This window comes from Exiguobacterium sp. s78 (assembly GCF_018618985.1).
GTDB classification, from domain to species: Bacteria; Bacillota; Bacilli; order Exiguobacteriales; family Exiguobacteriaceae; genus Exiguobacterium_A; species Exiguobacterium_A abrahamii.
Map to the genome: position 1 here is coordinate 1,582,448 of NZ_JACSNB010000001.1, position 21,899 is coordinate 1,604,346.

Consider the following 21,899-nt stretch of genomic DNA (forward strand, 5'->3'; position numbering starts at 1 on the left):
CGACTCACTCCTTCCCTTCTCTACTTAGAGAAAAAGCAGCTGATTCCTTCTTTTGGGAAGGATTCAACTGCTTTTCAATACCTTAAATACCGTCTGCCATTTCTTCTTTAAAGCCGAACCAATACGTGAACAGGAATCCTGCCGCGTACGAGATGACGAGACCACCGATGTACGTCAAGTACATTCCGTTGTCGATCAACGGTGTCAATGATAAACCGGATACGCCGACTCCAAGCGCCGTCGTCTTCATCGTTGCTTGGAAGGCACCACCGACTGCTGCGCCGAGACATGCCGTTACGAACGGACGACCGAGCGGTAACGTGACACCGTACAATAACGGTTCACCGATTCCGAGGAATCCGACCGGAATCGCACCTTTAATGATGTTACGCAGGCGCGGATTGCGCGTCTTGACGAAAATCGCCATTGCCGCCCCGACTTGACCCGCTCCTGCCATTGCAAGAATCGGTAAGAGTGGCGTATTGCCAATCGTATTCAAGAACTCGAGATGGATCGGTGTCAGTCCATGATGGAGACCGACCATGACGAGTGGTAAGAAGAAGCCGGCCAGTACTGCCCCGGCAAGTGGTCCACCGACCTCAAGTACGGCATTGATTGCTTTCATGATTCCGTCTGACAGCAGTCCAGCAACCGGCATGATTGCATGGAGCGAGGCGAATCCGACGATCAGCACCGTCAACAGTGGCGTAAAGATGATATCAATCGATGCGAGCATGAAGCGACGGATATGCTTCTCAAGATATGTCATCAACCAAGCCGCGAAGATGACTCCAAACAAGCCGCCCCTGCCCGCAACGAGTGGTTCCCCGTAAATCGTGATGTCCGCAAGTACCGGGTTGAATAAAATCCCACCAGCGATTGCTCCGAGCACCGGCGTCCCACCGAATTCCTTCGCCGTATTCCACCCGACAAGGATTGCGAGATATAAAAAGACCGTCCCACCGATCAGTAGTAAAATCTGCATCCATGTCTGCGTTTCGTCGACACCCGCATTCTTCGCGAAGTTCGCACCCCCGTTGATGATACCGGAAGCAACAAGACCCGGAATGAGCGGGATGAAGATATTCCCGATCCGGCGTAAGAAGCGCTTGAACGGTGACTGTTGTTTCGCTTTCACTTTTTGCCGCTCGACAGCTGCTCGTTCTTCTGGTGTTAAATTCGGATCCACGGATTCTTCCCCGATCGCGAGTCCTGTTTCGCGACTTAAGTGGTCGGCTACCCGATTGACCGTTCCCGGACCGACGACGATTTGTAACGTCTCGTCATCGATGACCCCCATGACCCCATCAATCCGCTTTAACGCATCGATATCTGCTTGCGTCGGATCCTTTAACGATAAACGAACCCGCGTCATACAGTGCGCGAGCTGCCGGAGATTATCTTTTCCACCGACGTGTTCGAGTATCGCGTGTGCCAGCACTTCTTCCTTCTTCATCGTGTTTCCCCCTTAGAGTGCGTCCCGGACGAATCCGTTTGCTTGCTGTAATCGTTCGACGGCTTCCGTGTACGGAACATTTGCAAGAATCATGACGATCGCCGTCTTGACGTGCCCGTGTGCCTCCCCGAAGACACGCTCCGCCGTTATGGCATCGACTCCTGTCGCCTCACGGATCATCCGCTTCGCCCGGATCTCTAGTTTTTCGTTCGTCGACTGAACGTCGACCATCAGATTTTGATAGACCTTACCGACACCAATCATCGCCGCTGTCGAAATCATGTTCAAGACGAGCTTTTGCGCCGTTCCAGCCTTTAATCGAGTTGACCCCGTCAAGACTTCCGGACCCGTTTCGACTTCAATCGCATAGCGTGCGTGCCCACTGATGACCGCATCCGTGTTGCAAGAAATCGCAGCTGTCACCGCTCCAATTTCCTTCGCGTAGTCAAGCCCGCCGATGACATACGGTGTCCGACCGCTTGCAGCGATCCCGATGACCGTATCACGTGCTTCTAGCTGGAGCCCTTTCAAATCGTCGACGGCAAGCGTCCGACTATCCTCTGCTCCCTCGACCGCTTTGATTAACGCGCGTTCGCCACCAGCAATCAAACCGACGACCATGTCTGGTGAGACCCCGAACGTCGGCACACATTCTGCCGCGTCAAGAATCCCGAGTCGTCCGCTCGTACCAGCACCGATGTAAATCAAGCGTCCTCCGTTTTTGAATGATGCAATGACGTGTTTGACGACTTCCGCGATGACAGGAATTTGTTCCCGAATGACCGTCGCGACCGTTTGATCCTCAGCGTTCATCACCCGTAAGACATCTTCGACTGTCATCTCATCGAGTTGCATCGTCCGTTCATTCCGACGTTCCGTTGCTAATTGATCTAACATCTGCTTCACCCTTTCTCTTCCCTCCCTTTATTATACAATTAAGAAATTTAAATTCAATATTTTTTATTTAAATTTGAAATTAAATTTCGGTATATAAAAATAAGGTTTTGTCCTTCTTTTTCAGGATCGGTCTCTTGATTTCCTGCTTGTCGTAATTTCCTCATCCGCAAAGTCCAGTAACGCAGACATTCGCTCCCGACCAATCGTCGCGACGAGTAACGGGATGCGTGGTCCGTAGGATTGATTGATCGTCAGTTGATAGAGTAGCGTCGCATAGTGTTTCTGCAGGCGAAGCGTCTCCTTTTTTTCAGCTTGCCGTGTCAAACGGTAGAAGGCAGAGAGGATGTCTTCATCCGTTCGGAGAGCAACGACGAATTGTTGGATCCAGTCCTGTTCCGTTCCCGTCAGTTGCGCATGTAGTTCATAATTCGGAACAGAACTGATATGAAGTTCCCGCTCCGGACACCATTGCGTAACGAAAGTACGAGCACGGTCAATCTGTTGAGGCGGAACGCTCGCGCAAAACACATTTTCAATCAAATCAGGGTCAAAACCAACCATCGGACCAATCATCGTCAACTGCGTAAATGAAACGAGATGAGCAGTTCCACGATGACTCCAACGTAGACTTTGCTGAATGTCTTCGGATTGACGCGATGAGTGTGCGACAAATCGCTCGAACTCACTGTAATTGCGTAACACATCTTCATCTAGCCCGATATGAAAGGCGTGATTCGGACGATGTTTCGCAAATAAGAACAGAAGAATGCTCGGTGGATAGACGGCGAGTAGATCTTGCGGAGTCAAGACACCACCGCTTGAACTCGACATTTTTTTCGACTCCCCTTTTAGACGAATGAATTCATACGGGAGATAGAGCGGTGCCGGCTGTTGGAAAATTTCTTGCGCAATCCGGGACGAAACCGTGTAACTTCCGTTTGCTGCAGAATGATCCTTTCCACCCGGCTCGAAATCGACGCCTTCATGTGCCCATCGCATCGCCCAGTCGACTTTCCAGTTCAATTTCATCCGATGTTCCGTCCGCATATCGACCGTTGCCATATGACCACATCGACAGCTGTAATGGTACGTGGCTTCAGCTTCATCGAACGAATCGATGGTAGTCGCGTCGGTTCCACAAGCAGCACAATAGACGGTCGCCGGGTAAAACGCTGCTCGCTCAGCATCGGATCCTGCCGCTGTCTTATGGTCGATCAAGATGTCATAAATCGCGTGACGATGGCGAAACGCGTGGATGATTTGTTCAGCATAAGTGCCAGACGTATAGGCTTCATGTTGATAACGGTAGTCTGGTGTGATCTCGAACGCTGCCAGCATCGTTTCGAATTGCTGTTCAAAGTACGTCGCGTAACTCATGTCGGATCGATCCGGTGCCGGAACGGCGTTATAAGGCATCCCGATGTATCGAGTAAATGCTTGATCGACATCCGCGGGTACTTTGCGGAAGCGATCGTAATCGTCCCATGAAAACAAGAAGCGGACATCTTTGCCGAGATCTTGCAGCGCACGCGCAACGAAGTACGTCGTGACGACTTCCCGGAAATTGCCGATATGAACGGGACCTGATGGACTGATCCCGGCAGCACAGACGTATGTCTCTTTATCTGGCTGACGCTCGATGATGGTTCTTGCAGTGTGTTCTGCCCAATGCATGATGATTCCTCCAGTAGTAGACAAAAAGCTGATTTTCGCCCGTTAGTTGCCTAAAGGACGAGAATCAGCTTCCCGTGGTACCACCTTTGTTCGTCCGCCTGTCACCAGACGAACCTTCACATGTACAATCATACATGCTCTCGATAATGGGAGAACCCATCGTAGCATCATCCATATCGGAATCCGTACGAAGCTCGGAGGCTTTTTTCAGAGAGAAACCCGGTCATCCGCTCTCACCATCTCGGACTCGCTTGGCACCGTCAATTTCTTCCTACTCTTCTCGTCATCGCCTTGACTATGTAATTTTGATTAGCATACAGATTCATCCAGTTCATTGTCAATTCTTTTTTGAAAGATGAGGGGATACAAGATAAAACTTTATTTTGAGTTTCGATGGTGAAAATCATCGAATTCGAACATTGATTGTATCATTCCCACCCTGGAAGTGGTCGTGGTTGCTCTTCAACGAAAGCACGATATCCATCGAAGCGTAGTCCTTGACGTTGCGGATTATGGTTACGAATCAACGGGTCACCTGTCTCGTCCTCGTTCTGCCAAAACCGATGTTCCGTTTGAAAGACCATGATCGACGAATACTGGAATCGCTCTGCCATTAGATATTCTCGAACCGATTGCATCACTTGTTCAAAGCGCGAATCCGAGTCGTAGCTACTGCCAAGACGTTCTTGTTCTTGTTTCCCTTCGAAAATCTTAACTGAGAAATACGCATCCCTCTTCGCAATCGGATACTCGATTTCAACGCGAACCGAGTCGACGAAGCGAATCGGTCGTGGTTTGTTCACTTCCTCTTCAGAATTGTGATTCTCTACATAATAAGCATCTGTTGCAATCGAGAAGTCCTTGAACTCCCAGAACATATCGCCTTGCGCAATAATCGCATATTCGAGGAACGTGCCGAAGTTCTGTCCAATCGGATCAGTCTCCTCTGTCGACAACTCATGAAACATCCAGTGCATATACGGTGTCTCATCTGTCTTTGCATCTTCCGTCTGGATCAAGACGTATCCTTCGTTCATTTCGCCAATCATCAAGAAGTGATCATAGTCTTCATGGATCAGGTCGTCCTCTTTAGCCTGGATTGTCATTTCAATGACTTTTTCAAGTGGATAGAGTTCGATACCAAGACCTTGGATCATGAACAACTCCGCTCCGTCATGTAAACGAAGGAATGTCTTATATTCACTTGGTAACGTTAGTTTGAACTGTTTTTCAAATGACTGAATCGCCTGTTCCGTCACCGGATCATTTAAATTGAATTGAGCGATTCCTGTATCGTATCGCCGCTGAATGAAGGTCGACCCGTGATTGATTTTTTGTGATAAGACGTCAAGTACCGCTTCGATTTGGTTCATTTCTTTCATGGGTCCCATCCTTTTCATTTTCGTATTCGTGAATGATACGACTTCACCCTATACACCATACCATTTTTTCAATTATTTGGTGTATTCTATCCAACTCGTTCTATGGTATTCTCGTTCTAATATCATTTTAAAAAATTGCATTCGAAGAGGTGACCCATGTCTAAATCATCATCGATGTTGCTCATATTACTTGCTGCGATCTTTTGGGGCACGACAGGGACCTCACAAGCCTTTGCGCCGGAAGATGCACATCCGATTGCGATTGGTGCCGTTCGTCTGGCTGTCGGTGGACTGTTCTTACTCTGTCTCGTTCTCTTCAAAGGAACGCTGACGTTACGCGACTGGCCGTTGCGAACGATTTTACTCGCTGCCGTCAGCATGGCGGCTTACCAGCCACTGTTCTTCTCAGCTGTTTTGATGACCGGTGTCGCCGTCGGTACTGTCGTTGCGATTGGGAGCGCGCCGATCTTTTCCGGCTGTATCGAGTGGCTGTTCCTAAAGAAACGTCCAGCGTTGCTGTGGTGGGCATCGACCGGACTATCGATCACCGGTTGTCTGTTGCTATTGAACAATCAAGGAACGGTTGCGATTGATCCAATCGGAATCGTCCTTGCACTCGGTGCCGGACTATCGTTTGCCGGGTATACGTTCGTCAGTCGAAACCTCGTCAAGACACACGCACCGCTGTCAGTCGTTGCCGTCATTTTCACGACGAGCGCCTTGCTGTTGTCACCTCTGCTCTTCTTATTCGATCTCTCCTGGTTGTTCACGTCACGTGGTGCCGGAATCAGCCTCCATCTCGGCGTCGTTGCGACCGGAATCGCTTACTGGTTATTCGCGAAAGGACTATCGAACGTACCATCGTCGACTGCCGTCACGCTCTCGCTCGGTGAGCCGCTGACTGCCGCCTTGCTTGGTGTGTTCGTCCTCGGTGAAGAATTAAGTGGTACGGCCTGGTTCGGAATCTCGTTATTGTTACTCGGAATCGCCTTATTGATCGGTTCGTCTCGCCTAGCAGCGCGCCAAACCGTTTTGACAGAAGAACGACAAACTCGGACTGGAGGCTAAATCATGCAAGAAATCACGCTTGAGAAACTACAATTTCGCGAAGATTATCACATCGGACTCAATCAGTTCTTGATGGATGTCGCAAATGGTAACCGATTGATCTTTCATTTTCGTGGGCATACGGAGGAGACGATGGTCATCGTCGGCGACTACAGCTGCAATTACTTCCGATTGACCTTCGAGGCGGATGCGATTCTGCTTCGTTCACCGGACCTCTATGAACTAAAAGAAGATGTCGAGATCAACCCGATTCCACTTCTGACGCTGACCGATTCAAAGCTGCTGACATTCGCACGTGAAATGATGAATCTCGATCCTACAAAAGACTGGGTTCATTACTGGCTTCGTGCGTTCGAGCAGGATTTTCATGTCTTGTCCCCCCGTCCACCGGTTCTGACCGATCTCGGGCATAAGCGCAGCGATGCGATTGTCAAGCATTCCTTTGATTCGTTCATCGTTGAATGACATAAAAAAAGCCCTACCTCGCCAAAGGTAGGGTATTCGTTCGTCCCGCCCAACGACTCGCGCCGGACGGTTACTATGATTATAGATACAAGGATAAGGTTTTCTCAACCGACTGGACGGAATCGACCGGACTGAACCGCTGTACGACACGTCCTTGGCGATCGATTAAAAACTTCGTATAGTTCCATTTGATCTTTGACGACAGTAGACCCGACCGTTCGCGTTTTAGGAATGTATAAAGCGGATGTTCATTTGGTCCATTGACATTTATCTTCTGAAACATCGGAAACGTCACGCCATAGTTCAGCTGACAGAACTGCATCGTCTCTTCCTGACTCGCGAACTCCTGCTGATTGAATTGATCGCACGGAAAGCCAAGCACCGTGACTCCTTGCTCGTCATATTTATCGTACAATGCCTGTAGTTCGCCAAGTTGTTTGACGAGCCCACATTTGCTTGCCGTGTTGACGATCACGAGGACACGCCCCGCATAGTCACCTAATGAAACAGTCTCGCCCGCTGCATTTTGTACGGTTGCATCGTATACGGTTTGCATGTTTCCCAGCTCCTTTGCCCCGAGTATAAGACAAAACGCGCACCCTGTCGTTTTCAGGCATGCGCGTAATGCTTTACCAGATCGTCTCTTCTTTGTCGCTCAGTTTGATGACGAACGGTAGGATCAAGACGAACAAGAGACTGACATAACCGAGCGATAAGTAATGTTGCGAGTCTTTTGAAATGTATTGCTTCACGCCGCAGTTCGGACATGCTTTCCCATGTTTCGCAAATCCAACAGCGAGCACTTCTTTCGTTTTGAACTTATATTGGCAATTCGTACAACGTACCATCTGATCATCTCCTTCTTCCTTATCTACTGGTGGATTCAGGAAAAAGTTTCATGAAATCGAAGGTAATCGACATCTTACCTCATCGATTCTTCTCGGCCGCTCAACCGAATCAGAAACGGCAAGAACAGGACGAACAAGAGACTGATATTCCCGAGTAAAAGATAAAATTGTGACTTCCGGGACATGTATTGTTTCACGCCACAGTTCGGACACGTCTTGCCTTCCCCATGTATCGCAACACTGACAGCGAGCACTTCTTTTGTGCTGAACTTATACTGACAATTCGTACAGCGTGCCATGATATCATCTCCTTTTCTGTTATCTACTTGATAATCCAGGAAAAGGTTCCGTCGAGTGAACGGGTTGTAAACGCATCTTCAAAAATTCATAGCTTCCACCATTCGTCGCCTGTTGGAACCGTTCGACGGGAAGGAAGCCACTTTTCGTATACAAGCGAATCGCCCGCTCGTTGAATGCCGCGACAGCTAATTCAATTTGTTTAGGTGCATATCGGTCCATGATGAACGCAAGACCGGCTTCTAAAAATGCCACTCCATTTCCTCGGCCCGTCAAGTCTGGTCGCATGCCAAGCCCGACGTCAACGACGTCTGCGTTTGGTTCAAATACATAATAACCAATCAATTCTTCCCGATCCAACACAGCAAAATAATGTTCCGTCCGCTTTGCTGGATCGAGAAATTCTGCTAAATCTTCTTCGTCATTCGGCATATCATAAAATGCAAACGCCCCGTCATATTGCCACTCGTAGGCAATCTGTTCCGCCTGTCGTTGCGTCAGCGGTGAAAATGTATAGCTCATCAGGATTCAGCTCCTCTTCGATTCCTCAACGAGATCGATTCTTTCGGTAGTCTAACAGTAGCGGCAATACATTTAATCCGATCGAGATGAACGTCAATACCCACAGTGCCCGCTCCATGCCCGGTACGACGTCCTGTAACGCTGCCCAATCCTCCCGCGCCACGAATTCCGCAACGAGTCGGTATTCAGCGCACAAAGTCAGTGCCGTAAAACTCAGTCCGAGTACCATCAGGAAACGATAGTCCTTACCGATCAAATAAAAGATGATATTCAGTGCCGTAAATCCAATCGCCAGTAAACCCAGTATGATCCACATCGTATCGTCTCCTCTCACCTCTCCTTTTTACTATATTTGGAATCCATTACTCGGTATATCCGCCTAGAGTTGGATTTTCCGACGAATGGATTCATACGAATGATAAAGGATATCATTTGTGAATGAGTGTTTCGAGCGCTATACTCTTACTTTCGCATCCACTGCTTAGGAGAAGATTACGAATGGAATCACTGAAGGAGTCATATGTAAAGCTTGACGAGTACGTCGTCGTCAAAAAAGATGGTGGTCATGTACCACACGAGGAATTTCTCGTCGAATTCACCAGCTGGCTAGAGACAAAAGGTCGTGGCTAGACAGGACTTTCTACTCAAGTCGATCAAGACGGCAACGCCATCGACAACATCAAATAACTACATATCGCAAAAAGACCGGTCGAAGAAGCATTCCTTTGATCGGTCTTTCGATTGCTAATCCATGAAATTGATTCGTACTCCGATGATTTGTTTATCTCGATTTTTCTTTACTTTCAGATCATAGATGCCGTCTCCATATCCAGACTCGGTCATGATACCCGCTTGAAACAAATGGACGTCCTGTTGACCGAAAAAGAGTTCCTCGGCTAGTTCCCCCTCACGAAACGCAACATCATCACCAATCAGTACAAATCCCGAATCAATCGTAATCTTATGTGAGCGCGTCCATCTTCCCGTCGGCTGATCGACACCTTCGTATACTGAAAGCAAACGAACCGTTCCATCTGAATCATATGTGACGGAAGCCGTCCACGTTCCGGACTTTACTTGCTCCAAGACAATCGATGCTACATCTTTTTCATTCGAATCCGTCACGAACAGTCGATGACTACTAACACTAAAAGTACCCAGGGTAATCTTTTTATTAGCCCGGTCACGTAACATTTCGGATTCTACCCATTCGTTGAGAGAAGAGGCACAATATTTTTCAAGTCCTCTTTTAGGATGCCACGTGAAGACGAGCTCTTGTAAAAAGCGACGTCGAATCCGGTAGCATAACCGTCTTCCATCTAAATGTTCACCAAAGCAAATCATATCCTCCGGTAAACCATCTGGACGATTTGCGTAACAGTGGATGATATCTTCGACTTCAGAATGACTCGATTCAGTTGGTATCGAATAGAGTTGCCAGTCATGAAAGGCTGCACCATTTGATTCCTGCATGAGTGAAATGTAATCCATCGGGAATTTTAAACCGAGGATTTTTTCTGCACGCTTTAGTTCGATTAGTGATACACCCGGGCGTTTAGACGATGGATTGATCTGTTTGATGGCTGGTTTCATGCAGCACCTCCGATGACTGAATAATGTATCATTGACTATTCATTTAATTCACATTGATTTGATTATAAATAATATTATTTATCACAGTGAGTCTCAGATGCATGCTTCCCTTAATAATGGCTTTAAATACCTACATACATATATCTTTAAAATATAAAACAATAATAAGTTCCTTCCACTTAAAATAATTGGTAAAATAAATAATAATTAGAAAAAAATGTTAAAAATCAATGATGCGTTATTTTAGTATTAGAGTATTTACTATGATTTTAAGCTTGGAAATTAAAATTACCAAAGGAGGATATATAATAAACAAGGATTATTTTCAAGAGAAACTAGAAGAACATAAACGCAAGGAACGGGCAAAGCTAAATCAGCGACGAATGAACGGCATCCTGCTCGCGATCGTCTTTATCATCTTTGGTGTTGCAATCTCAAATCAGGATGACAATCAAACGGTAGAAGATCCACCGAGTGAACGAGTCGAAGCGGAAAGTGCTAAGGATGACGGCGTGAAAATCGAAAATATCGGGCAACCGGTGAAGCTAAACAACCTGAAGATTACCGTCGAAGGGAGTGAGGAACGGACGTACTTGGAAGGTGCTGACGAGACACAAGGCAAGATCGTCCTCGTACAGGTAACCGTCCAGAACGACGATAATGAAGCACGCACGATCGATGACTCGATGTTCCAACTCACAGCAGGTGGCAAAACGTACGAAGCTGATACAACTCTTTCACGCCATGCGAACGATGGATCTTCGCTCTTCTTCGACAAGATTAACCCTGGACTCTCGTTGACTGCGAATATTGCATATGAAGTACCACAAAACTTGTCCGGATATGATGTCCTTGCTGATAGTGGAATTGGAACCGAAGCTGGCGAACAAATTTTGATCGAGCTAAACTAATTGGCTTCAAGTTACAATTAGAACTTATATACGCAATATAAGGAATCAATATGACTACAATCAGTAACAATAAGAAAAAGAAAAAGGAGTTATGATCAAGCCCTCTTCAACTCGGTACAGGAAGATATGGGATATTTATTTGACTCTGTTTTTTCTAGAAAGCGAAAAAAAGCCGCTCAACCGAGCGGTTCATGACATTTTGGCGAAAAAAATAAAAAAGTGGGAATTAAGTGGGAACTGACTCCCACTCACCTCTCACAAATCGCTTAAGCCTGCGGACGTTTCCGACGCAAACCATAATACTGATAAAATTGAACTTCGATATTCCCGTTATAAAGCTTCCGGCGCTTCGTCGCTGGGCGACCGTACGCTTTTTCGAACTCAACATACGACGTGATCATGTAGACGCTGTAGTATGGGAATTCTTTATACGCCGTACCAATCTTGCGGTACAACTGATGGACTTCACGTGCGTCTTCCAAACGTTCCCCGTACGGTGGGTTTCCGATGATGACACCGAAGTCTTCCTTCGGTTTGAAGTCTGCTGCGTCGCGTTGCATGACGTTGATTGCATCGCGGACGTCTGCGAGTTCTGCGTTTGTTTTCGCGAGCTTGACCATCTCTGGATCGACATCGCTTGCGTAGATCTTCAGTGGTTTGTCCCACTCCGCTTTTTCGTTCGCTTCCTTGATCGCATCGAACCACGCCTTCTTCGGAATGCATTTCCATTCCTGTGAGACGAACTCGCGGTTGATCCCTGGTGCGATATTACGCCCGATCATCGCTGCTTCAATCGCAAGCGTACCTGAACCGGTAAAGACGTCGTAGAGCGGCATGTCCGGCTTCCAGTTCGTCAGCATCAACATCGCTGCTGCCATCGTTTCTTTGAGTGGAGCGGCTGAGTGGAATTCACGGTAGCCGCGTTTGTGTAACGCGTCGCCAGACGTATCGATCGTTAATGTTGCGATGTCTTTTAACAAAGCAACTTCAATCGGATAGCTCGCACCCGTCTTCGGTAACCATTCCGTCCCTTTGTTGTACTGTTCTTGCATGTGCGAGACGATTGCTTTTTCGGTGATTTTCTGACAGTCACGGATCGAGAACAGCTTCGACTTGACCGAACGACCGTTGACGATGAAGTTCGCATCCCACGGCATCAATTCGTGCCACGGAAGTGCCTTGACTTGATCGAACAATTTTTCGAATGTCGTCGCGCGGAACTCGGCAACGACGAGTTTGATCCGGTCCGCTGTCCGAAGCCACATGTTCAAACGGGGAATGTCCTCCATCTCACAATCGATGTAGACCTTTCCATCCTCGACCGTACATTCGTATCCTAACGCACGGACTTCTTTTGCGACGAGCGCTTCGATTCCCATCGCCGCTGTCGCGATGACTAAGCGTTTTGCCATATCGCGTTCACTCCTTTATCGTTTCTTCCACTGGATCGTTTCATTGCAATAAAAAAAGAGCCCAGGGTGGACCTGGACTCTCGTTCAACTTAAAAATAACAGCCTATGTGGTCCTGTAAGCCATGTTCTGTTCCTTAGTGTTCCAAACGGTTTGACCCTCACACGCAGGCGACAATCATCTATCTCCGTATTTGCATACGCTCTCCTTCGCGTTCAATTCCGCTCCGGAAATTCCCCTACCAAATTTGGGTTTCTCGCTCGTGGGGTTTACCTCGTTCCACCTTCATGGTTTCCCATGAAGCTCCGTCACTGTGGCACCTTCAAGAAGTTTCGGCCATATCCGAAGACTTAGGCGTTCCTTCTGCCGTCAGCTTGACGCTGCCTACACTTATCTTTTTGTGTAGCACGATCACTACAGCCATCGCAGGCTGTGCGAGCATGGACTTTCCTCAAAGCACCGAAATGCCCCGCGATTGTCCGAACCAACATAGTCACTGCTTATGAGTGTAGCGTAGATGCCGCTTTCCTGCAAGAGGCAATTCTCGTTTTATAAACGAAAAAGTTGCGTCCCTGCCTCATTTCACGGTATAGTACAAGAGTTCAGAAGGGGGCATGCAGTATGAAAAAACGACGCTCTGGTACGAACCGGCGAACGGTTCGCAAGTTGACATTCTTGATCGAAATCGATGAGATCAAGGCACTTCATCTGCGAAACGGCATCTTCGCCTTCTATCGTCAAGGAGAGCTCATCCACGCGTTCGAGCCGTTCAACGTCAAGGCGCCCGATGCACTCTCAAAACGTAGCTATCATTTCGATCAACACGATATCTTGCTTATGAATGAACGTTTCCCTGAGCAAATCCCGTTGTATGATGAAGCAATGACGTTACGCTCTTGGGCCGACCAGGTCGCTTATGGTTTATACCAATTGATCGATTCCAGTCGCCTGTCATTCGTCCATGAGGATGACACAGGATACAAGATGGAAGCGATGATCACGTGGACTGGAGAGGCATTGACACCTCCGACGCTCGTCTATAAAAAAGGAAAAGACCCGAAGTAATCTCCGGGTCTTGTACAGCGTTTCTCACTAAGTGGGAGGCGCTTTTTTTATTTGACGGTCAGCAAGCGTTCGACGGTCCGCGTATGGCGTCCGCCTGTCGTCGTAAAGACGAGCTTGTAAGACCCCTTGTCTTTCAACTTATACGTAAACTTATGGGTTCCATTTCTTAAATTCGATTGCGTGAACGTTTTGACGACCTTCCCGTCCTTATAGAGACTTGTCGTCGTCTTCGCACTCGCGTACTCATCGAAATAGAATGAAAACAGCTGATTCGGCTTGACCGTTGACGGCAACGAGATCTTTGAGATCGGTGCCGGTAACGTCGCCAAGATTCCGGCGTTCAAGCGACCCGTCCCGTAATGCGACTTCGTATCGCCTGATTTTTTCGTCGCTGCGGCATATAACTTACTGCGCATCGTCGTATTCGAGACGAACGGATTCTTCGATTTCGCGAGTGCCAGTACACCGCTGACGACTGGTGTCGCCATCGACGTTCCGTCCAAGTAGCCGTATTTATTCCCGACGATCGTCGAGTAAACCCCTTCACCCGGCGCCATGATGTTGAGTCCTTTACCGTAGTTCGAGAACGTCGAGGCACGACCGAGCGTCCCGACTGATCCGACGGCAACGACTTGACTCATTGAGCCTGGGAAAAGGACTTTCCCCTTCCCGTCGTTCCCGGCTGCGCCGACAACGAGGATGTTTTTCGCCTCTGCTTTTTTGATCGCGGACTCCATATACGGATCGTATTCATATTGTCCGAGCGACAGATTGATGACATCTGCCCCTTGCTCGATGGCATACAGAATACCGTCGCCGATATCGATCGACCCGGCATATTCTCCGTCAAAGACGTCCGCCCCAATCAGTTTGACACCCGAAGCGACACCGACGATTCCTTGACCGTCTTCACGCGCCCCGACGATCCCCGCGACATGTGTCCCGTGATCATCTGGTTTGCGAATCCCGGAAATCGTCGTCGTTTTATAGATGACATCCTTGAACTCACGGTGTTTCGTATCGATCGCGTCATCGATGATCGCAACGCGAACGTCCGATTTCCCACGGCTGTACTTCCAGTAAGCCGGAATTCGTGACTGATCGAGGTACGTTTGCTGGAATTGGGCAGAATCCGTCGCTTTTTTGACGTCCGTGATCGGAATCAAATCGGCGTCGATATCTTCTTCCTCGAGGTGCGCAAGGGGCTCGACGAGTGAGAATCCTTTTTGTTTCAGGGCACGGATCTCGGTCAGACCTTGATTCGCCAACCATTCTTGTTTTTGTTGTTCTGTAAAGGTTGGGTCGTATTGTACGTATTGAGACTGCGCGAAAGCAGACGTTGGCATGGCGACGATTGTCGCTAGCGTGAGTAGTGCAAGTTGCTTTTTCATGGGAACCCTGCCCTTCTCTGTTTACGCGCCGACCGAAGAATCGTTTGGACTAAAGCGGAACCGTACCGTCCGGTTCTTCGCTGACTTCAAAAGGAATGATCTTTCCGATCGTCACGTAAGCATAATAGCGTGCAAGGACCGCACGCCAACGCGTTGCATCGATACCCGTCAAATCTTCACCTAACGGGGAACCGTCGAACGTCTCGAACTGTTGGCAAAAGAACGCTTCTTCATCTTCATGCCACGTTACTTCTTCGCCGATGAACCCGGTCGAAAAGCGGACGAAGTCCGCAATCGAGGGTCCAATCACTTCTGCCGGCAAGCGTTCGCTCATCCGTCCGACCAGTTCATACCGGTCACGTTGTGCTTGTTCCGCTTCTTCAATCGAATGACACAGGAGCACTTCACGATTTATTTCTACTAACACGACATAGTCACCACTCGGTAAATTGACGTGAATCATCCCTACACCCCTTGGATTGGATTCGTGCGGCTTCTAGGTGTCATTTTTTCTTCGATAATTTATAATGTCCATTTTCGATCAAATGTTAATTCAATCGGCTCGTTATCTTTCGACTTTAACATAACGACCCGTGTCGTTTCAATTTGATCGACGAGATCCGCTTGACGAAGAGACTGAATTTCCTTCGATGAACCGGCTTCAATCCGTTCTCTGTACGGGGCAAGCAACTCTTGTTGATTGCTTGCGAGTGCGTACCAGGCAAGACGAGCGAACGGTTCATCCTTTGCTGTCTCGAGCGCATAGCTCTCGAAAATATCTGGAAGATAACTGCTAAATTGATCGAGCGCGTCAATCCGTTCTGCGACATCTAAAATCGTCAACCAGCTCGGGAGCGACAGTAAGGATTCACTTGACCACCAGTCGAGTAAATCAACATGTTCTTTAAGTAATTGCTGCGCTTCTGGTCGATCGATCATATGTTGTAGGGTCTGGATGAGTTCGTTCCAAGCAAGTGACCAGTATTCCTCTGACGGATTAGCTGAGAGGAAGAATTGACGATACACCGTCAGTAGTTCCGAAACGTCCGTTAATGGTTCGACTTCCAATCGTTGATTAAAACGACTAACTGCTTTTGTAAAATAACTTGGTTCAAGCGTCAATGCCATATAGAGTAATTTCGGTGCATTTTTAATTTCGCCTTGATCGACCGTCTCAAATAATTCTTGGATCCATTCTGGTTGTGGTTGTGTCATAATCCTTTTCCTCCGTTTAGTAAATTTGTTTACTATACCCGAAAAAAGATTAGTTGAATCATGCCCGACCTAAATTGCTCCGATTCGTTGGGCGGTTTCCTCCGAACATAAGACAATCAGCGTGCCATTTTTCGGAATCGTTTCGTCGAGACGTTGGTTCAAATCAAGCCGCTTCCCGTCAGATAAAATCGTCACCCCTTCTTCTAGCAAAGCATGAAACGCATCGCGGTATGTCGCCCATTCCGGTCGTGTCGGAATCGAGAACATTCCCTCACCATCCTTCGTTAATAGATTCGTCACGACTTTCGTTACGCCAGGATGATGGGACGCGAGGATCGCCATCCGGGCAATCGTCTCGTCACCGAGCAATACCTCATCGACCTTGACCTGTTCAAAGCTATCGAGGTGTTCTTCAAGCATCATCTCGACGATCGTGTAGATGTTCGGATTCGCCCGTTCGATGCTTGAAGCGATCAACAGTGTTCGTCCATCAGCATGGACCGGTGGAATCGAATGGTCAGCGAGGACGATCGCACGGACCGCCTTTTCGATGTGTGCTCGCTCAAGCGTCGACGTCAGCGCCGGATCACCACAGACGTAATGGAACCGGGGGTGACTGAATGGCTCTCGCTCTAGGTCGTCGACGAGGACGACATCCGTATGTTCGAGCAATGACTCGATGACGTGCTTCGAACGCCGACTGTAACCGAAGACGACCGTATGCCCTGTTTCCTTCACTTGTAACAACCCTCTTTCCTTTTGATTACGAATCAACTGGACACCGTCGACCAGTTTTGAGATCAATCCACCGACGATTCCGATCCCGAAGATGAAAACGAAAATCGTCAGAATCCGACCGGTATCCGAGTTCGGGAAGAAGTCACCGTATCCGACCGTGACGACGGTCGTCATCGTCCAGTAGACGGCGCGGAAGTAGGACCCGAACGTCTCCGGCTCAAGCGCATACATGATGCCCGCGACACCGAAGACGAAAATTAAGGACGCATACCCGAGCGTCCGCATCCGTAGAAACGAGACTTTTCGTAAAAAACGTAACCAGACCATGTTTTTTTCATTCCTTTCGAACAATCCGGTCTCTTCCCCTGTCAATAAGGGCGAAGGAGGTGATACACATGACACAAGCAGAAGAGATTAAGACGAGTCTCGTCATCGTCTTCGAGCGTAAAGACAAGGTGACAGCGAACGGTGATGCCGTCGTCGCTCGCCGCCGCTACAACGGCTTACGTTCGAATCTTCCAGCAGACGTCGTCGCTTCGATCGGGCAATCGATCGGTAGCTTACTCGACGGACGCTACGCGCTGACGGAAATCAGCCGTGACTATGCTTTACTGAAGGCATAACCCATCCTCTACATTTCATGAAAGGAGTGACCATTGATGGAACATACAATCGTCCTGACGTTCGATACGGTGACGAAAAAACCGTATCGCTTGCGCATCGCTGGTGCGAAGGAGAATGCGACCGTGGCGGAGATCAAAGCAATCGGTGACTTGTTCGTCGCCCATGACCCGTTCATGAACGGTGTCACACGTCTCGCGTCCGCCGAATTACAAAACAGTTCGGAATCGGCATTCGTCTTGTAAGCTTTTTCAGTCCATCGTCACGGGATTACGTGACGATGGCTTTTTTTTGGTATACTAGAAACATCAACCAGCTGAAAGGAAGTCAATTTATGGCCAAACGCCCACTCACTCCTCGCGAATGCGAACTCGTCGTCTGTAGTCTCTACGTAATGGAACTCATCCCGTTCGAAGGCATCATGGAACGTCTCGAATCCATTACGCTCCGAGACATCATCGGCCCCGTCGCACGTGGTGAATCGACGCGGGAGCAAGCTGCTGACGCGCTTGACCAGTACATCAAGGTCCGACGTCGCCGGTTCCGCAACGTCCCACCGGAACATCTTTGGTCGCTTGACGACCGGATTGAACAAGAGGCACTGCGGATGATCCGCAAGCGTTCGCCGCTCTCGGCAGGAGAAAAGCTCCAGCCGAAAGCCATTCCTCATGAAATGGGGGATACGGTCGAGATGAAAGTGACCGAAATTCAGGATCGCAACAACAAAGTGACCTTGATCGGGAAAGTCGGTAATGTCACGGCGAAGCTCCCGGTCGCGAACCGTCAAGCTTATAAGGGCAATAAGACGATCTCCGCCTGGATCACGGGTGTCGAGAAAAAACCTGCCTTACTTCATCTGTCGACATCCGACTACGGCAAACATCAGCCGTCAGAAGACGTCAAGGCAGCGTATGCGACTGCCGTCGCCGCGTTACGTCGCTATTTCGAGACGAACGAGCTCCCGACGACCGAAGAAGTCGATCTCGCAAAATCACTGTTTCAACGGATGATCCGCCGCGATCAGAACGATTGGTTCACGGTATACGTCGCGATGGGTCGCCCGCAACTCGATCACGTCCGGCGCTGGGTCAAGGTCATTCAGATGCTCGCCCGCTCCCTGCGCGGGGACGAGGAAGCAACACAACAACTCGCTTCGCAGGAAGATCGTTTTTTCAAGGATGCCTTATTGCGTGCCTGTAAAGCAACAGAGAAAAACTTCACGTCTTGATGCTTTCGCCTCACGACGTATCGATTCCTAGTCAAAACGAAAAAAAGAACGCTTCGCACCGGATAACTTTTTCCGATGCGAAGCGTTTTTTTAGGCAGACTGACGCGAGACCAGTTTGTAACAACCCCAGCCGAACAAGAGAATTGTCCCGATGCTACTGGCGATGACGACTACTGGTAAAATAATCGGTTGCCCAAACACCGGTACAGCGAGGTAATCCCTAAACAATACGAACACCATCAATGAATGCCCTTGTGTCAGGAGAAGAAGTGAGCGAATCGTTTCGCTCGCCATGATGCCTCCAAAGAACTTTTCAAGTATGAACGGACCAATCAACCAGATCGATGCGAGTATCAGAACAGCAAGGACATGCCGGACGAGTAACGAGAAAAACGTGAACGTCATGACTAACGAGATGCCGACCAGCCACTGCATCAAAATAGCGAGCAGATACAGTTGCCCGAATGTCAACGGATATGGAGAATCATGATAGTTAAACTGAATCGGTAACTCCCAGCCGCTCGACTGACGGAAAAATAAGAGCCACTGCACGATATTGTAAACGAGGATGATGCCAGTGACGAGCAGGATCGAGAGTGCTAATTTTGCCGTCAGGACGTCTTTGCGACCATGCTTTGAGCTATAGAGCAGTTGCAACATCCCGGTCTGCGCTTCGCGCGAAAAACTCGTCGCGGTTACTAACGTCAAGACGATCGCCAGCAACGCAAATCCTCCGACACCGAGAAATACGATGAATTGATCAAGCGTCCGGTAGTTGCCAACGTGTTGATAATCGATTTTCGCAAGCAACGACGCTTCTTGTTCGAGTTTTCGTTTTTTGATGTCAGATGTCGCAGAGCGCGCTTCTTGACGCAATTCGTCGACACGTTGCGATTGCGACTGATGCCGGCCGTCTGCCTTCAAAATCTGCAAATAAATGTCGTGTTCACGCTGTTCTGCTTTCGTGATCCCATTCTTCGTTACACGCTTTACCCCTTCTGTTGCCAGTTGCACGAAGTCCCTCGTCAATTTCCCTTCGAACGGTGCATTCGTCCGTTCCGTTCCAGGCAAGCCCATCCGACTAAATGAAAAAATCAGACCGACGATAAACACAAGGCACAGGAGAACCCACACCATCTTTTGTTGCTTTACCTTTTGCCATTCCACCTTCAATAAGTCGCGGCTCATGTCAGCTCCCTCCTTTTGACAGATCGCATCATGAATACGTAAAGGGTGACGATCAGTACAATCCAAACGAGCATCACAAAAATCGGTAAGACGAACGGTATATCTGTCTGGAACAGTTCACGCGTCAGCACGCCGCGGCTTGGGAAAAAGAAGATCAACACTTGCACGAACTCCGGGAAGAAAACGTCCGGAATGACGTAACCATATGTCAATGGTAAACCGATCAAAATCGTCACGTAAACGAAGGCGTGACTGTACTGTTTCGCGAATAACGAGGCACATAAAATAGCTGTCGCTAGCGTCACAAAGGCAAGTTCCTGATAAATGAACGTACACAGTACATATCCACCAATCGATAACGGATACGGTGCTGTAGCAAGTCTGTCCATCGCTTGCATCGGTGCCGACCAATCGATCGGTCCGAGTTGATAACGGACGACTAAAATCGTCGCAAGATACGTTAATACATGGATGATCGTCACGTACATAACGGCAGCCATCCATTTCGCACGTAATAAGAGATGTCGTCCATTCCGCGACGTCAACTGGTACTGTTCGACTCCGGTCATGCGTTCACGTGTATAACTGATTGTCACGAGCAGGAGTCCGATCAACGGGAACAGGAGTCCGGATTGATTGACGAACGTCGCTACGATTTCCGCCGGATCGTGATAGCGAATCGATGCGACGTTGATACGATTGACGAGCTTTTGCTCGAACGTATCGCTTTTTAAAACGTCGAGGCGTTGCTGCCGCTGAATTTGCGCTTCTTCCATATGTAAGATTTGAGCATAGATTTCATTCTTGTAAAATATGTCGTCTTCTCCCATTCGTGTATCTGGATCATTGATGATGTTGCCATCTGCCTCAATCCTCTGAAAGACGTCTTTCGTCGCTGGTCCTTCGAACGAAGGATAGCGGGACTTGACGACATGATCAATCGGTTCCACTAATGTCGGTAAGAAAAAGATTCCCATACCGATCAACAGCAACCAGACGATTAGCGATTTGTATAATTTATATGATTCGAATCGTAACATCGACATCACGCGCCACGCATCCGTTCATCTAAGTGATAAAGGTATAAATCTTCTAGTTGCGGCTCTTCCTGAACCGCATCTGGATGCGGTCGATCGGATGAGATGATCCGGACGCGGTTTTTACCAGACCGTGTTTGGTGAATCGCACCCATTTGGTACGTCTCCTGCAAGACGAGTAATGTCTCGTCCGATACATCGACGGACCAGATCGAGGTCGCGATCTCATCGAGCAAGGTATAGGGATTGGCTTGGCGGATGATCTTCCCTTGCTGCATCAGGATGATTTCCTTTGCGATCGACCCAACGTCCGAGACGATATGTGTCGACAGTAAGACGATTCGTTTTCGCGCAAACGTCGCGATGACGTTTCGAAAATGAATTCGTTCTTTTGGATCAAGCCCTGCCGTCGGTTCATCGATGATCAAAAAGTCCGGGTCGTTCAACAGTAGTTGCGCGATTCCGATCCGTCGTTTCATTCCACCTGAGAAGCGGCGAAGTTTCTGATTTTTTTGTTCTAGCAAATTCACATCGATCAAGGCTTGCTCAACGCGAGAGGTGATGACGGATTTAGGAACGCCCTTGACCGTTGCCAAGTACGTTAAAAACTGTGTTGCCGTGAAATCACCGTAAAGCGGTGTCTCTTGCGGCAAATACCCGATTCGTTCGCGGTACGTCTCTTCTAGCGGTGAGACGACGTGACCATCGACTCGAATCCCCCCTTGCGATGGATGTAACAGTCCAGCAAGAATCTTCATCAACGTCGTCTTCCCTGCTCCATTTTCACCAAACAAGGCATACACTCCGGCTTCCAGCGTCAACGTGATATCCTGCAACGCTTGTTTTCGATTCGGATAGATTTTTGATAACTGTTCGATTTCTAGTTTCATATC

At 48.5% G+C, this 21,899-nt stretch carries 26 protein-coding genes and 1 other RNA gene; 8 read left to right on the forward strand and 19 right to left on the reverse strand.

The genetic code is table 11. The features are described from left to right. Window positions 1-82: 82 nt before the first annotated feature. From KNQ18_RS08280 to KNQ18_RS08295, 4 genes are all read right to left on the reverse strand, one after another. Window positions 83-1,456, reverse strand: a complete 1,374-nt coding sequence (locus KNQ18_RS08280; protein ID WP_215084468.1) for a PTS transporter subunit EIIC — start codon at window positions 1,454-1,456, stop codon at window positions 83-85. A 12-nt stretch (window positions 1,457-1,468) separates the two neighbouring features. Beyond that, window positions 1,469-2,353 (reverse strand): N-acetylmuramic acid 6-phosphate etherase, encoded by an 885-nt coding sequence (gene murQ, locus KNQ18_RS08285; RefSeq protein ID WP_149428119.1) that lies wholly within the window; start codon window positions 2,351-2,353, stop codon window positions 1,469-1,471. 120 nt (window positions 2,354-2,473) lie between these two features. Then, window positions 2,474-4,027, reverse strand: a complete 1,554-nt coding sequence (gene lysS / locus KNQ18_RS08290; protein WP_215084470.1) for a lysine--tRNA ligase — start codon at window positions 4,025-4,027, stop codon at window positions 2,474-2,476. Window positions 4,028-4,455: 428 nt separating this feature from the next. Then, on the reverse strand, window positions 4,456-5,409 hold the full coding sequence (locus KNQ18_RS08295) for an SMI1/KNR4 family protein (protein WP_251133325.1): 954 nt from the start codon (window positions 5,407-5,409) through the stop codon (window positions 4,456-4,458). Window positions 5,410-5,565: 156 nt separating this feature from the next. Between KNQ18_RS08295 and KNQ18_RS08300 the strand changes: the two genes are divergently transcribed. Together KNQ18_RS08300 and KNQ18_RS08305 are read left to right on the forward strand one after the other, a co-directional pair. Continuing rightward, window positions 5,566-6,477: an EamA family transporter gene (locus KNQ18_RS08300; protein WP_214804625.1), complete on the forward strand. Its 912-nt coding sequence runs from the start codon at window positions 5,566-5,568 to the stop codon at window positions 6,475-6,477. 3 nt (window positions 6,478-6,480) lie between these two features. Then, complete coding sequence (locus tag KNQ18_RS08305) at window positions 6,481-6,942, forward strand: hypothetical protein (RefSeq protein WP_064300092.1); 462 nt, start codon at window positions 6,481-6,483, stop codon at window positions 6,940-6,942. Between the two features lie 79 nt (window positions 6,943-7,021). Here the strand turns inward: KNQ18_RS08305 and KNQ18_RS08310 are convergent, their stop codons facing one another. The 5 genes from KNQ18_RS08310 to KNQ18_RS08330 all read right to left on the reverse strand — a co-directional run bounded on the left by KNQ18_RS08310 (window position 7,022) and on the right by KNQ18_RS08330 (window position 8,925). Next, window positions 7,022-7,498, reverse strand: coding sequence for a glutathione peroxidase (locus KNQ18_RS08310; protein ID WP_064300093.1), 477 nt, complete (start codon window positions 7,496-7,498; stop codon window positions 7,022-7,024). Between the two features lie 73 nt (window positions 7,499-7,571). Beyond that, the gene (locus KNQ18_RS08315; RefSeq protein WP_029341406.1) at window positions 7,572-7,790 is read right to left on the reverse strand and encodes a hypothetical protein; all 219 of its coding nucleotides are present in this window, start codon (window positions 7,788-7,790) and stop codon (window positions 7,572-7,574) included. Between the two features lie 74 nt (window positions 7,791-7,864). After that, a complete protein-coding gene (locus KNQ18_RS08320; protein WP_215084472.1) occupies window positions 7,865-8,089 on the reverse strand; it encodes a hypothetical protein in 225 nt (74 codons plus the stop codon). 19 nt (window positions 8,090-8,108) lie between these two features. Next, a complete protein-coding gene (locus KNQ18_RS08325; protein WP_215084474.1) occupies window positions 8,109-8,609 on the reverse strand; it encodes a GNAT family N-acetyltransferase in 501 nt (166 codons plus the stop codon). Window positions 8,610-8,634: 25 nt separating this feature from the next. Beyond that, a complete protein-coding gene (locus tag KNQ18_RS08330; protein ID WP_035397924.1) occupies window positions 8,635-8,925 on the reverse strand; it encodes a hypothetical protein in 291 nt (96 codons plus the stop codon). A gap of 182 nt (window positions 8,926-9,107) precedes the next feature. Between KNQ18_RS08330 and KNQ18_RS17420 the strand changes: the two genes are divergently transcribed. After that, a complete protein-coding gene (locus KNQ18_RS17420; RefSeq protein WP_285800527.1) occupies window positions 9,108-9,239 on the forward strand; it encodes a hypothetical protein in 132 nt (43 codons plus the stop codon). 114 nt (window positions 9,240-9,353) lie between these two features. Here the strand turns inward: KNQ18_RS17420 and KNQ18_RS08335 are convergent, their stop codons facing one another. After that, the gene (locus tag KNQ18_RS08335) at window positions 9,354-10,202 is read right to left on the reverse strand and encodes an SMI1/KNR4 family protein (RefSeq protein ID WP_215084476.1); all 849 of its coding nucleotides are present in this window, start codon (window positions 10,200-10,202) and stop codon (window positions 9,354-9,356) included. Between the two features lie 263 nt (window positions 10,203-10,465). On the opposite strand from KNQ18_RS08335, the gene KNQ18_RS08340 reads away from it, so the two are divergent. Then, window positions 10,466-11,113: a DUF4352 domain-containing protein gene (locus tag KNQ18_RS08340; RefSeq protein WP_215084478.1), complete on the forward strand. Its 648-nt coding sequence runs from the start codon at window positions 10,466-10,468 to the stop codon at window positions 11,111-11,113. Between the two features lie 266 nt (window positions 11,114-11,379). Here the strand turns inward: KNQ18_RS08340 and KNQ18_RS08345 are convergent, their stop codons facing one another. Next, window positions 11,380-12,525 (reverse strand): THUMP domain-containing class I SAM-dependent RNA methyltransferase, encoded by a 1,146-nt coding sequence (locus tag KNQ18_RS08345; protein WP_064300101.1) that lies wholly within the window; start codon window positions 12,523-12,525, stop codon window positions 11,380-11,382. A 111-nt stretch (window positions 12,526-12,636) separates the two neighbouring features. After that, window positions 12,637-13,010: RNase P RNA component class B (gene rnpB / locus KNQ18_RS08350), an RNA gene on the reverse strand. A 134-nt stretch (window positions 13,011-13,144) separates the two neighbouring features. On the opposite strand from rnpB, the gene KNQ18_RS08355 reads away from it, so the two are divergent. After that, a complete protein-coding gene (locus KNQ18_RS08355) occupies window positions 13,145-13,588 on the forward strand; it encodes a hypothetical protein (protein WP_215084480.1) in 444 nt (147 codons plus the stop codon). Between the two features lie 47 nt (window positions 13,589-13,635). On the opposite strand, the gene KNQ18_RS08360 is transcribed toward KNQ18_RS08355, so the two are convergent. The 4 genes from KNQ18_RS08360 to KNQ18_RS08375 all read right to left on the reverse strand — a co-directional run bounded on the left by KNQ18_RS08360 (window position 13,636) and on the right by KNQ18_RS08375 (window position 17,259). After that, complete coding sequence (locus tag KNQ18_RS08360; RefSeq protein WP_214804612.1) at window positions 13,636-14,979, reverse strand: S8 family peptidase; 1,344 nt, start codon at window positions 14,977-14,979, stop codon at window positions 13,636-13,638. 49 nt (window positions 14,980-15,028) lie between these two features. Next, complete coding sequence (locus KNQ18_RS08365) at window positions 15,029-15,442, reverse strand: hypothetical protein (protein WP_050677067.1); 414 nt, start codon at window positions 15,440-15,442, stop codon at window positions 15,029-15,031. Window positions 15,443-15,501: 59 nt separating this feature from the next. Beyond that, window positions 15,502-16,194, reverse strand: coding sequence for a hypothetical protein (locus tag KNQ18_RS08370; protein ID WP_064300103.1), 693 nt, complete (start codon window positions 16,192-16,194; stop codon window positions 15,502-15,504). A gap of 69 nt (window positions 16,195-16,263) precedes the next feature. Beyond that, on the reverse strand, window positions 16,264-17,259 hold the full coding sequence (locus KNQ18_RS08375) for a potassium channel family protein (protein WP_231884689.1): 996 nt from the start codon (window positions 17,257-17,259) through the stop codon (window positions 16,264-16,266). A 68-nt stretch (window positions 17,260-17,327) separates the two neighbouring features. Between KNQ18_RS08375 and KNQ18_RS08380 the strand changes: the two genes are divergently transcribed. From KNQ18_RS08380 to KNQ18_RS08390, 3 genes are all read left to right on the forward strand, one after another. Further along, window positions 17,328-17,555: a DUF1659 domain-containing protein gene (locus tag KNQ18_RS08380; protein ID WP_023467919.1), complete on the forward strand. Its 228-nt coding sequence runs from the start codon at window positions 17,328-17,330 to the stop codon at window positions 17,553-17,555. Between the two features lie 36 nt (window positions 17,556-17,591). Next, window positions 17,592-17,798, forward strand: coding sequence for a DUF2922 family protein (locus tag KNQ18_RS08385; protein WP_029341392.1), 207 nt, complete (start codon window positions 17,592-17,594; stop codon window positions 17,796-17,798). Between the two features lie 89 nt (window positions 17,799-17,887). Beyond that, window positions 17,888-18,781: a hypothetical protein gene (locus KNQ18_RS08390; protein ID WP_149427138.1), complete on the forward strand. Its 894-nt coding sequence runs from the start codon at window positions 17,888-17,890 to the stop codon at window positions 18,779-18,781. 90 nt (window positions 18,782-18,871) lie between these two features. Here the strand turns inward: KNQ18_RS08390 and KNQ18_RS08395 are convergent, their stop codons facing one another. The 3 genes from KNQ18_RS08395 to KNQ18_RS08405 are packed head-to-tail and all read right to left on the reverse strand — an operon-like array spanning window position 18,872 to window position 21,896. Further along, a complete protein-coding gene (locus tag KNQ18_RS08395; RefSeq protein WP_215084481.1) occupies window positions 18,872-19,969 on the reverse strand; it encodes an ABC transporter permease subunit in 1,098 nt (365 codons plus the stop codon). Then, entirely contained in the window at window positions 19,966-21,018 is a 1,053-nt protein-coding gene (locus tag KNQ18_RS08400) for a hypothetical protein (RefSeq protein WP_215084483.1), read from the reverse strand. The genes KNQ18_RS08395 and KNQ18_RS08400 overlap by 4 nt, the downstream gene beginning before the upstream one ends. Beyond that, window positions 21,015-21,896, reverse strand: coding sequence for an ATP-binding cassette domain-containing protein (locus KNQ18_RS08405; RefSeq protein ID WP_215084485.1), 882 nt, complete (start codon window positions 21,894-21,896; stop codon window positions 21,015-21,017). Before KNQ18_RS08405 ends, KNQ18_RS08400 begins: the two co-directional genes overlap by 4 nt. Window positions 21,897-21,899: the final 3 nt, after the last annotated feature.

What these genes read in the sequence shown, in the direction of transcription:
- KNQ18_RS08280 (WP_215084468.1), bottom strand. Translation starts at nt 1,456, where the DNA reads ATGAAGAAGGAAGAAGTGCTGGCACACGCGATACTCGAACACGTCGGT.
- murQ (WP_149428119.1), bottom strand. Translation starts at nt 2,353, where the DNA reads ATGTTAGATCAATTAGCAACGGAACGTCGGAATGAACGGACGATGCAA.
- lysS (WP_215084470.1), bottom strand. Translation starts at nt 4,027, where the DNA reads ATGCATTGGGCAGAACACACTGCAAGAACCATCATCGAGCGTCAGCCA.
- KNQ18_RS08295 (WP_251133325.1), bottom strand. Translation starts at nt 5,409, where the DNA reads ATGAAAGAAATGAACCAAATCGAAGCGGTACTTGACGTCTTATCACAA.
- KNQ18_RS08300 (WP_214804625.1), top strand. Translation starts at nt 5,566, where the DNA reads ATGTCTAAATCATCATCGATGTTGCTCATATTACTTGCTGCGATCTTT.
- KNQ18_RS08305 (WP_064300092.1), top strand. Translation starts at nt 6,481, where the DNA reads ATGCAAGAAATCACGCTTGAGAAACTACAATTTCGCGAAGATTATCAC.
- KNQ18_RS08310 (WP_064300093.1), bottom strand. Translation starts at nt 7,498, where the DNA reads ATGCAAACCGTATACGATGCAACCGTACAAAATGCAGCGGGCGAGACT.
- KNQ18_RS08315 (WP_029341406.1), bottom strand. Translation starts at nt 7,790, where the DNA reads ATGGTACGTTGTACGAATTGCCAATATAAGTTCAAAACGAAAGAAGTG.
- KNQ18_RS08320 (WP_215084472.1), bottom strand. Translation starts at nt 8,089, where the DNA reads ATGGCACGCTGTACGAATTGTCAGTATAAGTTCAGCACAAAAGAAGTG.
- KNQ18_RS08325 (WP_215084474.1), bottom strand. Translation starts at nt 8,609, where the DNA reads ATGAGCTATACATTTTCACCGCTGACGCAACGACAGGCGGAACAGATT.
- KNQ18_RS08330 (WP_035397924.1), bottom strand. Translation starts at nt 8,925, where the DNA reads ATGTGGATCATACTGGGTTTACTGGCGATTGGATTTACGGCACTGAAT.
- KNQ18_RS17420 (WP_285800527.1), top strand. Translation starts at nt 9,108, where the DNA reads ATGGAATCACTGAAGGAGTCATATGTAAAGCTTGACGAGTACGTCGTC.
- KNQ18_RS08335 (WP_215084476.1), bottom strand. Translation starts at nt 10,202, where the DNA reads ATGAAACCAGCCATCAAACAGATCAATCCATCGTCTAAACGCCCGGGT.
- KNQ18_RS08340 (WP_215084478.1), top strand. Translation starts at nt 10,466, where the DNA reads ATGATTTTAAGCTTGGAAATTAAAATTACCAAAGGAGGATATATAATA.
- KNQ18_RS08345 (WP_064300101.1), bottom strand. Translation starts at nt 12,525, where the DNA reads ATGGCAAAACGCTTAGTCATCGCGACAGCGGCGATGGGAATCGAAGCG.
- KNQ18_RS08355 (WP_215084480.1), top strand. Translation starts at nt 13,145, where the DNA reads ATGAAAAAACGACGCTCTGGTACGAACCGGCGAACGGTTCGCAAGTTG.
- KNQ18_RS08360 (WP_214804612.1), bottom strand. Translation starts at nt 14,979, where the DNA reads ATGAAAAAGCAACTTGCACTACTCACGCTAGCGACAATCGTCGCCATG.
- KNQ18_RS08365 (WP_050677067.1), bottom strand. Translation starts at nt 15,442, where the DNA reads ATGATTCACGTCAATTTACCGAGTGGTGACTATGTCGTGTTAGTAGAA.
- KNQ18_RS08370 (WP_064300103.1), bottom strand. Translation starts at nt 16,194, where the DNA reads ATGACACAACCACAACCAGAATGGATCCAAGAATTATTTGAGACGGTC.
- KNQ18_RS08375 (WP_231884689.1), bottom strand. Translation starts at nt 17,259, where the DNA reads ATGGTCTGGTTACGTTTTTTACGAAAAGTCTCGTTTCTACGGATGCGG.
- KNQ18_RS08380 (WP_023467919.1), top strand. Translation starts at nt 17,328, where the DNA reads ATGACACAAGCAGAAGAGATTAAGACGAGTCTCGTCATCGTCTTCGAG.
- KNQ18_RS08385 (WP_029341392.1), top strand. Translation starts at nt 17,592, where the DNA reads ATGGAACATACAATCGTCCTGACGTTCGATACGGTGACGAAAAAACCG.
- KNQ18_RS08390 (WP_149427138.1), top strand. Translation starts at nt 17,888, where the DNA reads ATGGCCAAACGCCCACTCACTCCTCGCGAATGCGAACTCGTCGTCTGT.
- KNQ18_RS08395 (WP_215084481.1), bottom strand. Translation starts at nt 19,969, where the DNA reads ATGAGCCGCGACTTATTGAAGGTGGAATGGCAAAAGGTAAAGCAACAA.
- KNQ18_RS08405 (WP_215084485.1), bottom strand. Translation starts at nt 21,896, where the DNA reads ATGAAACTAGAAATCGAACAGTTATCAAAAATCTATCCGAATCGAAAA.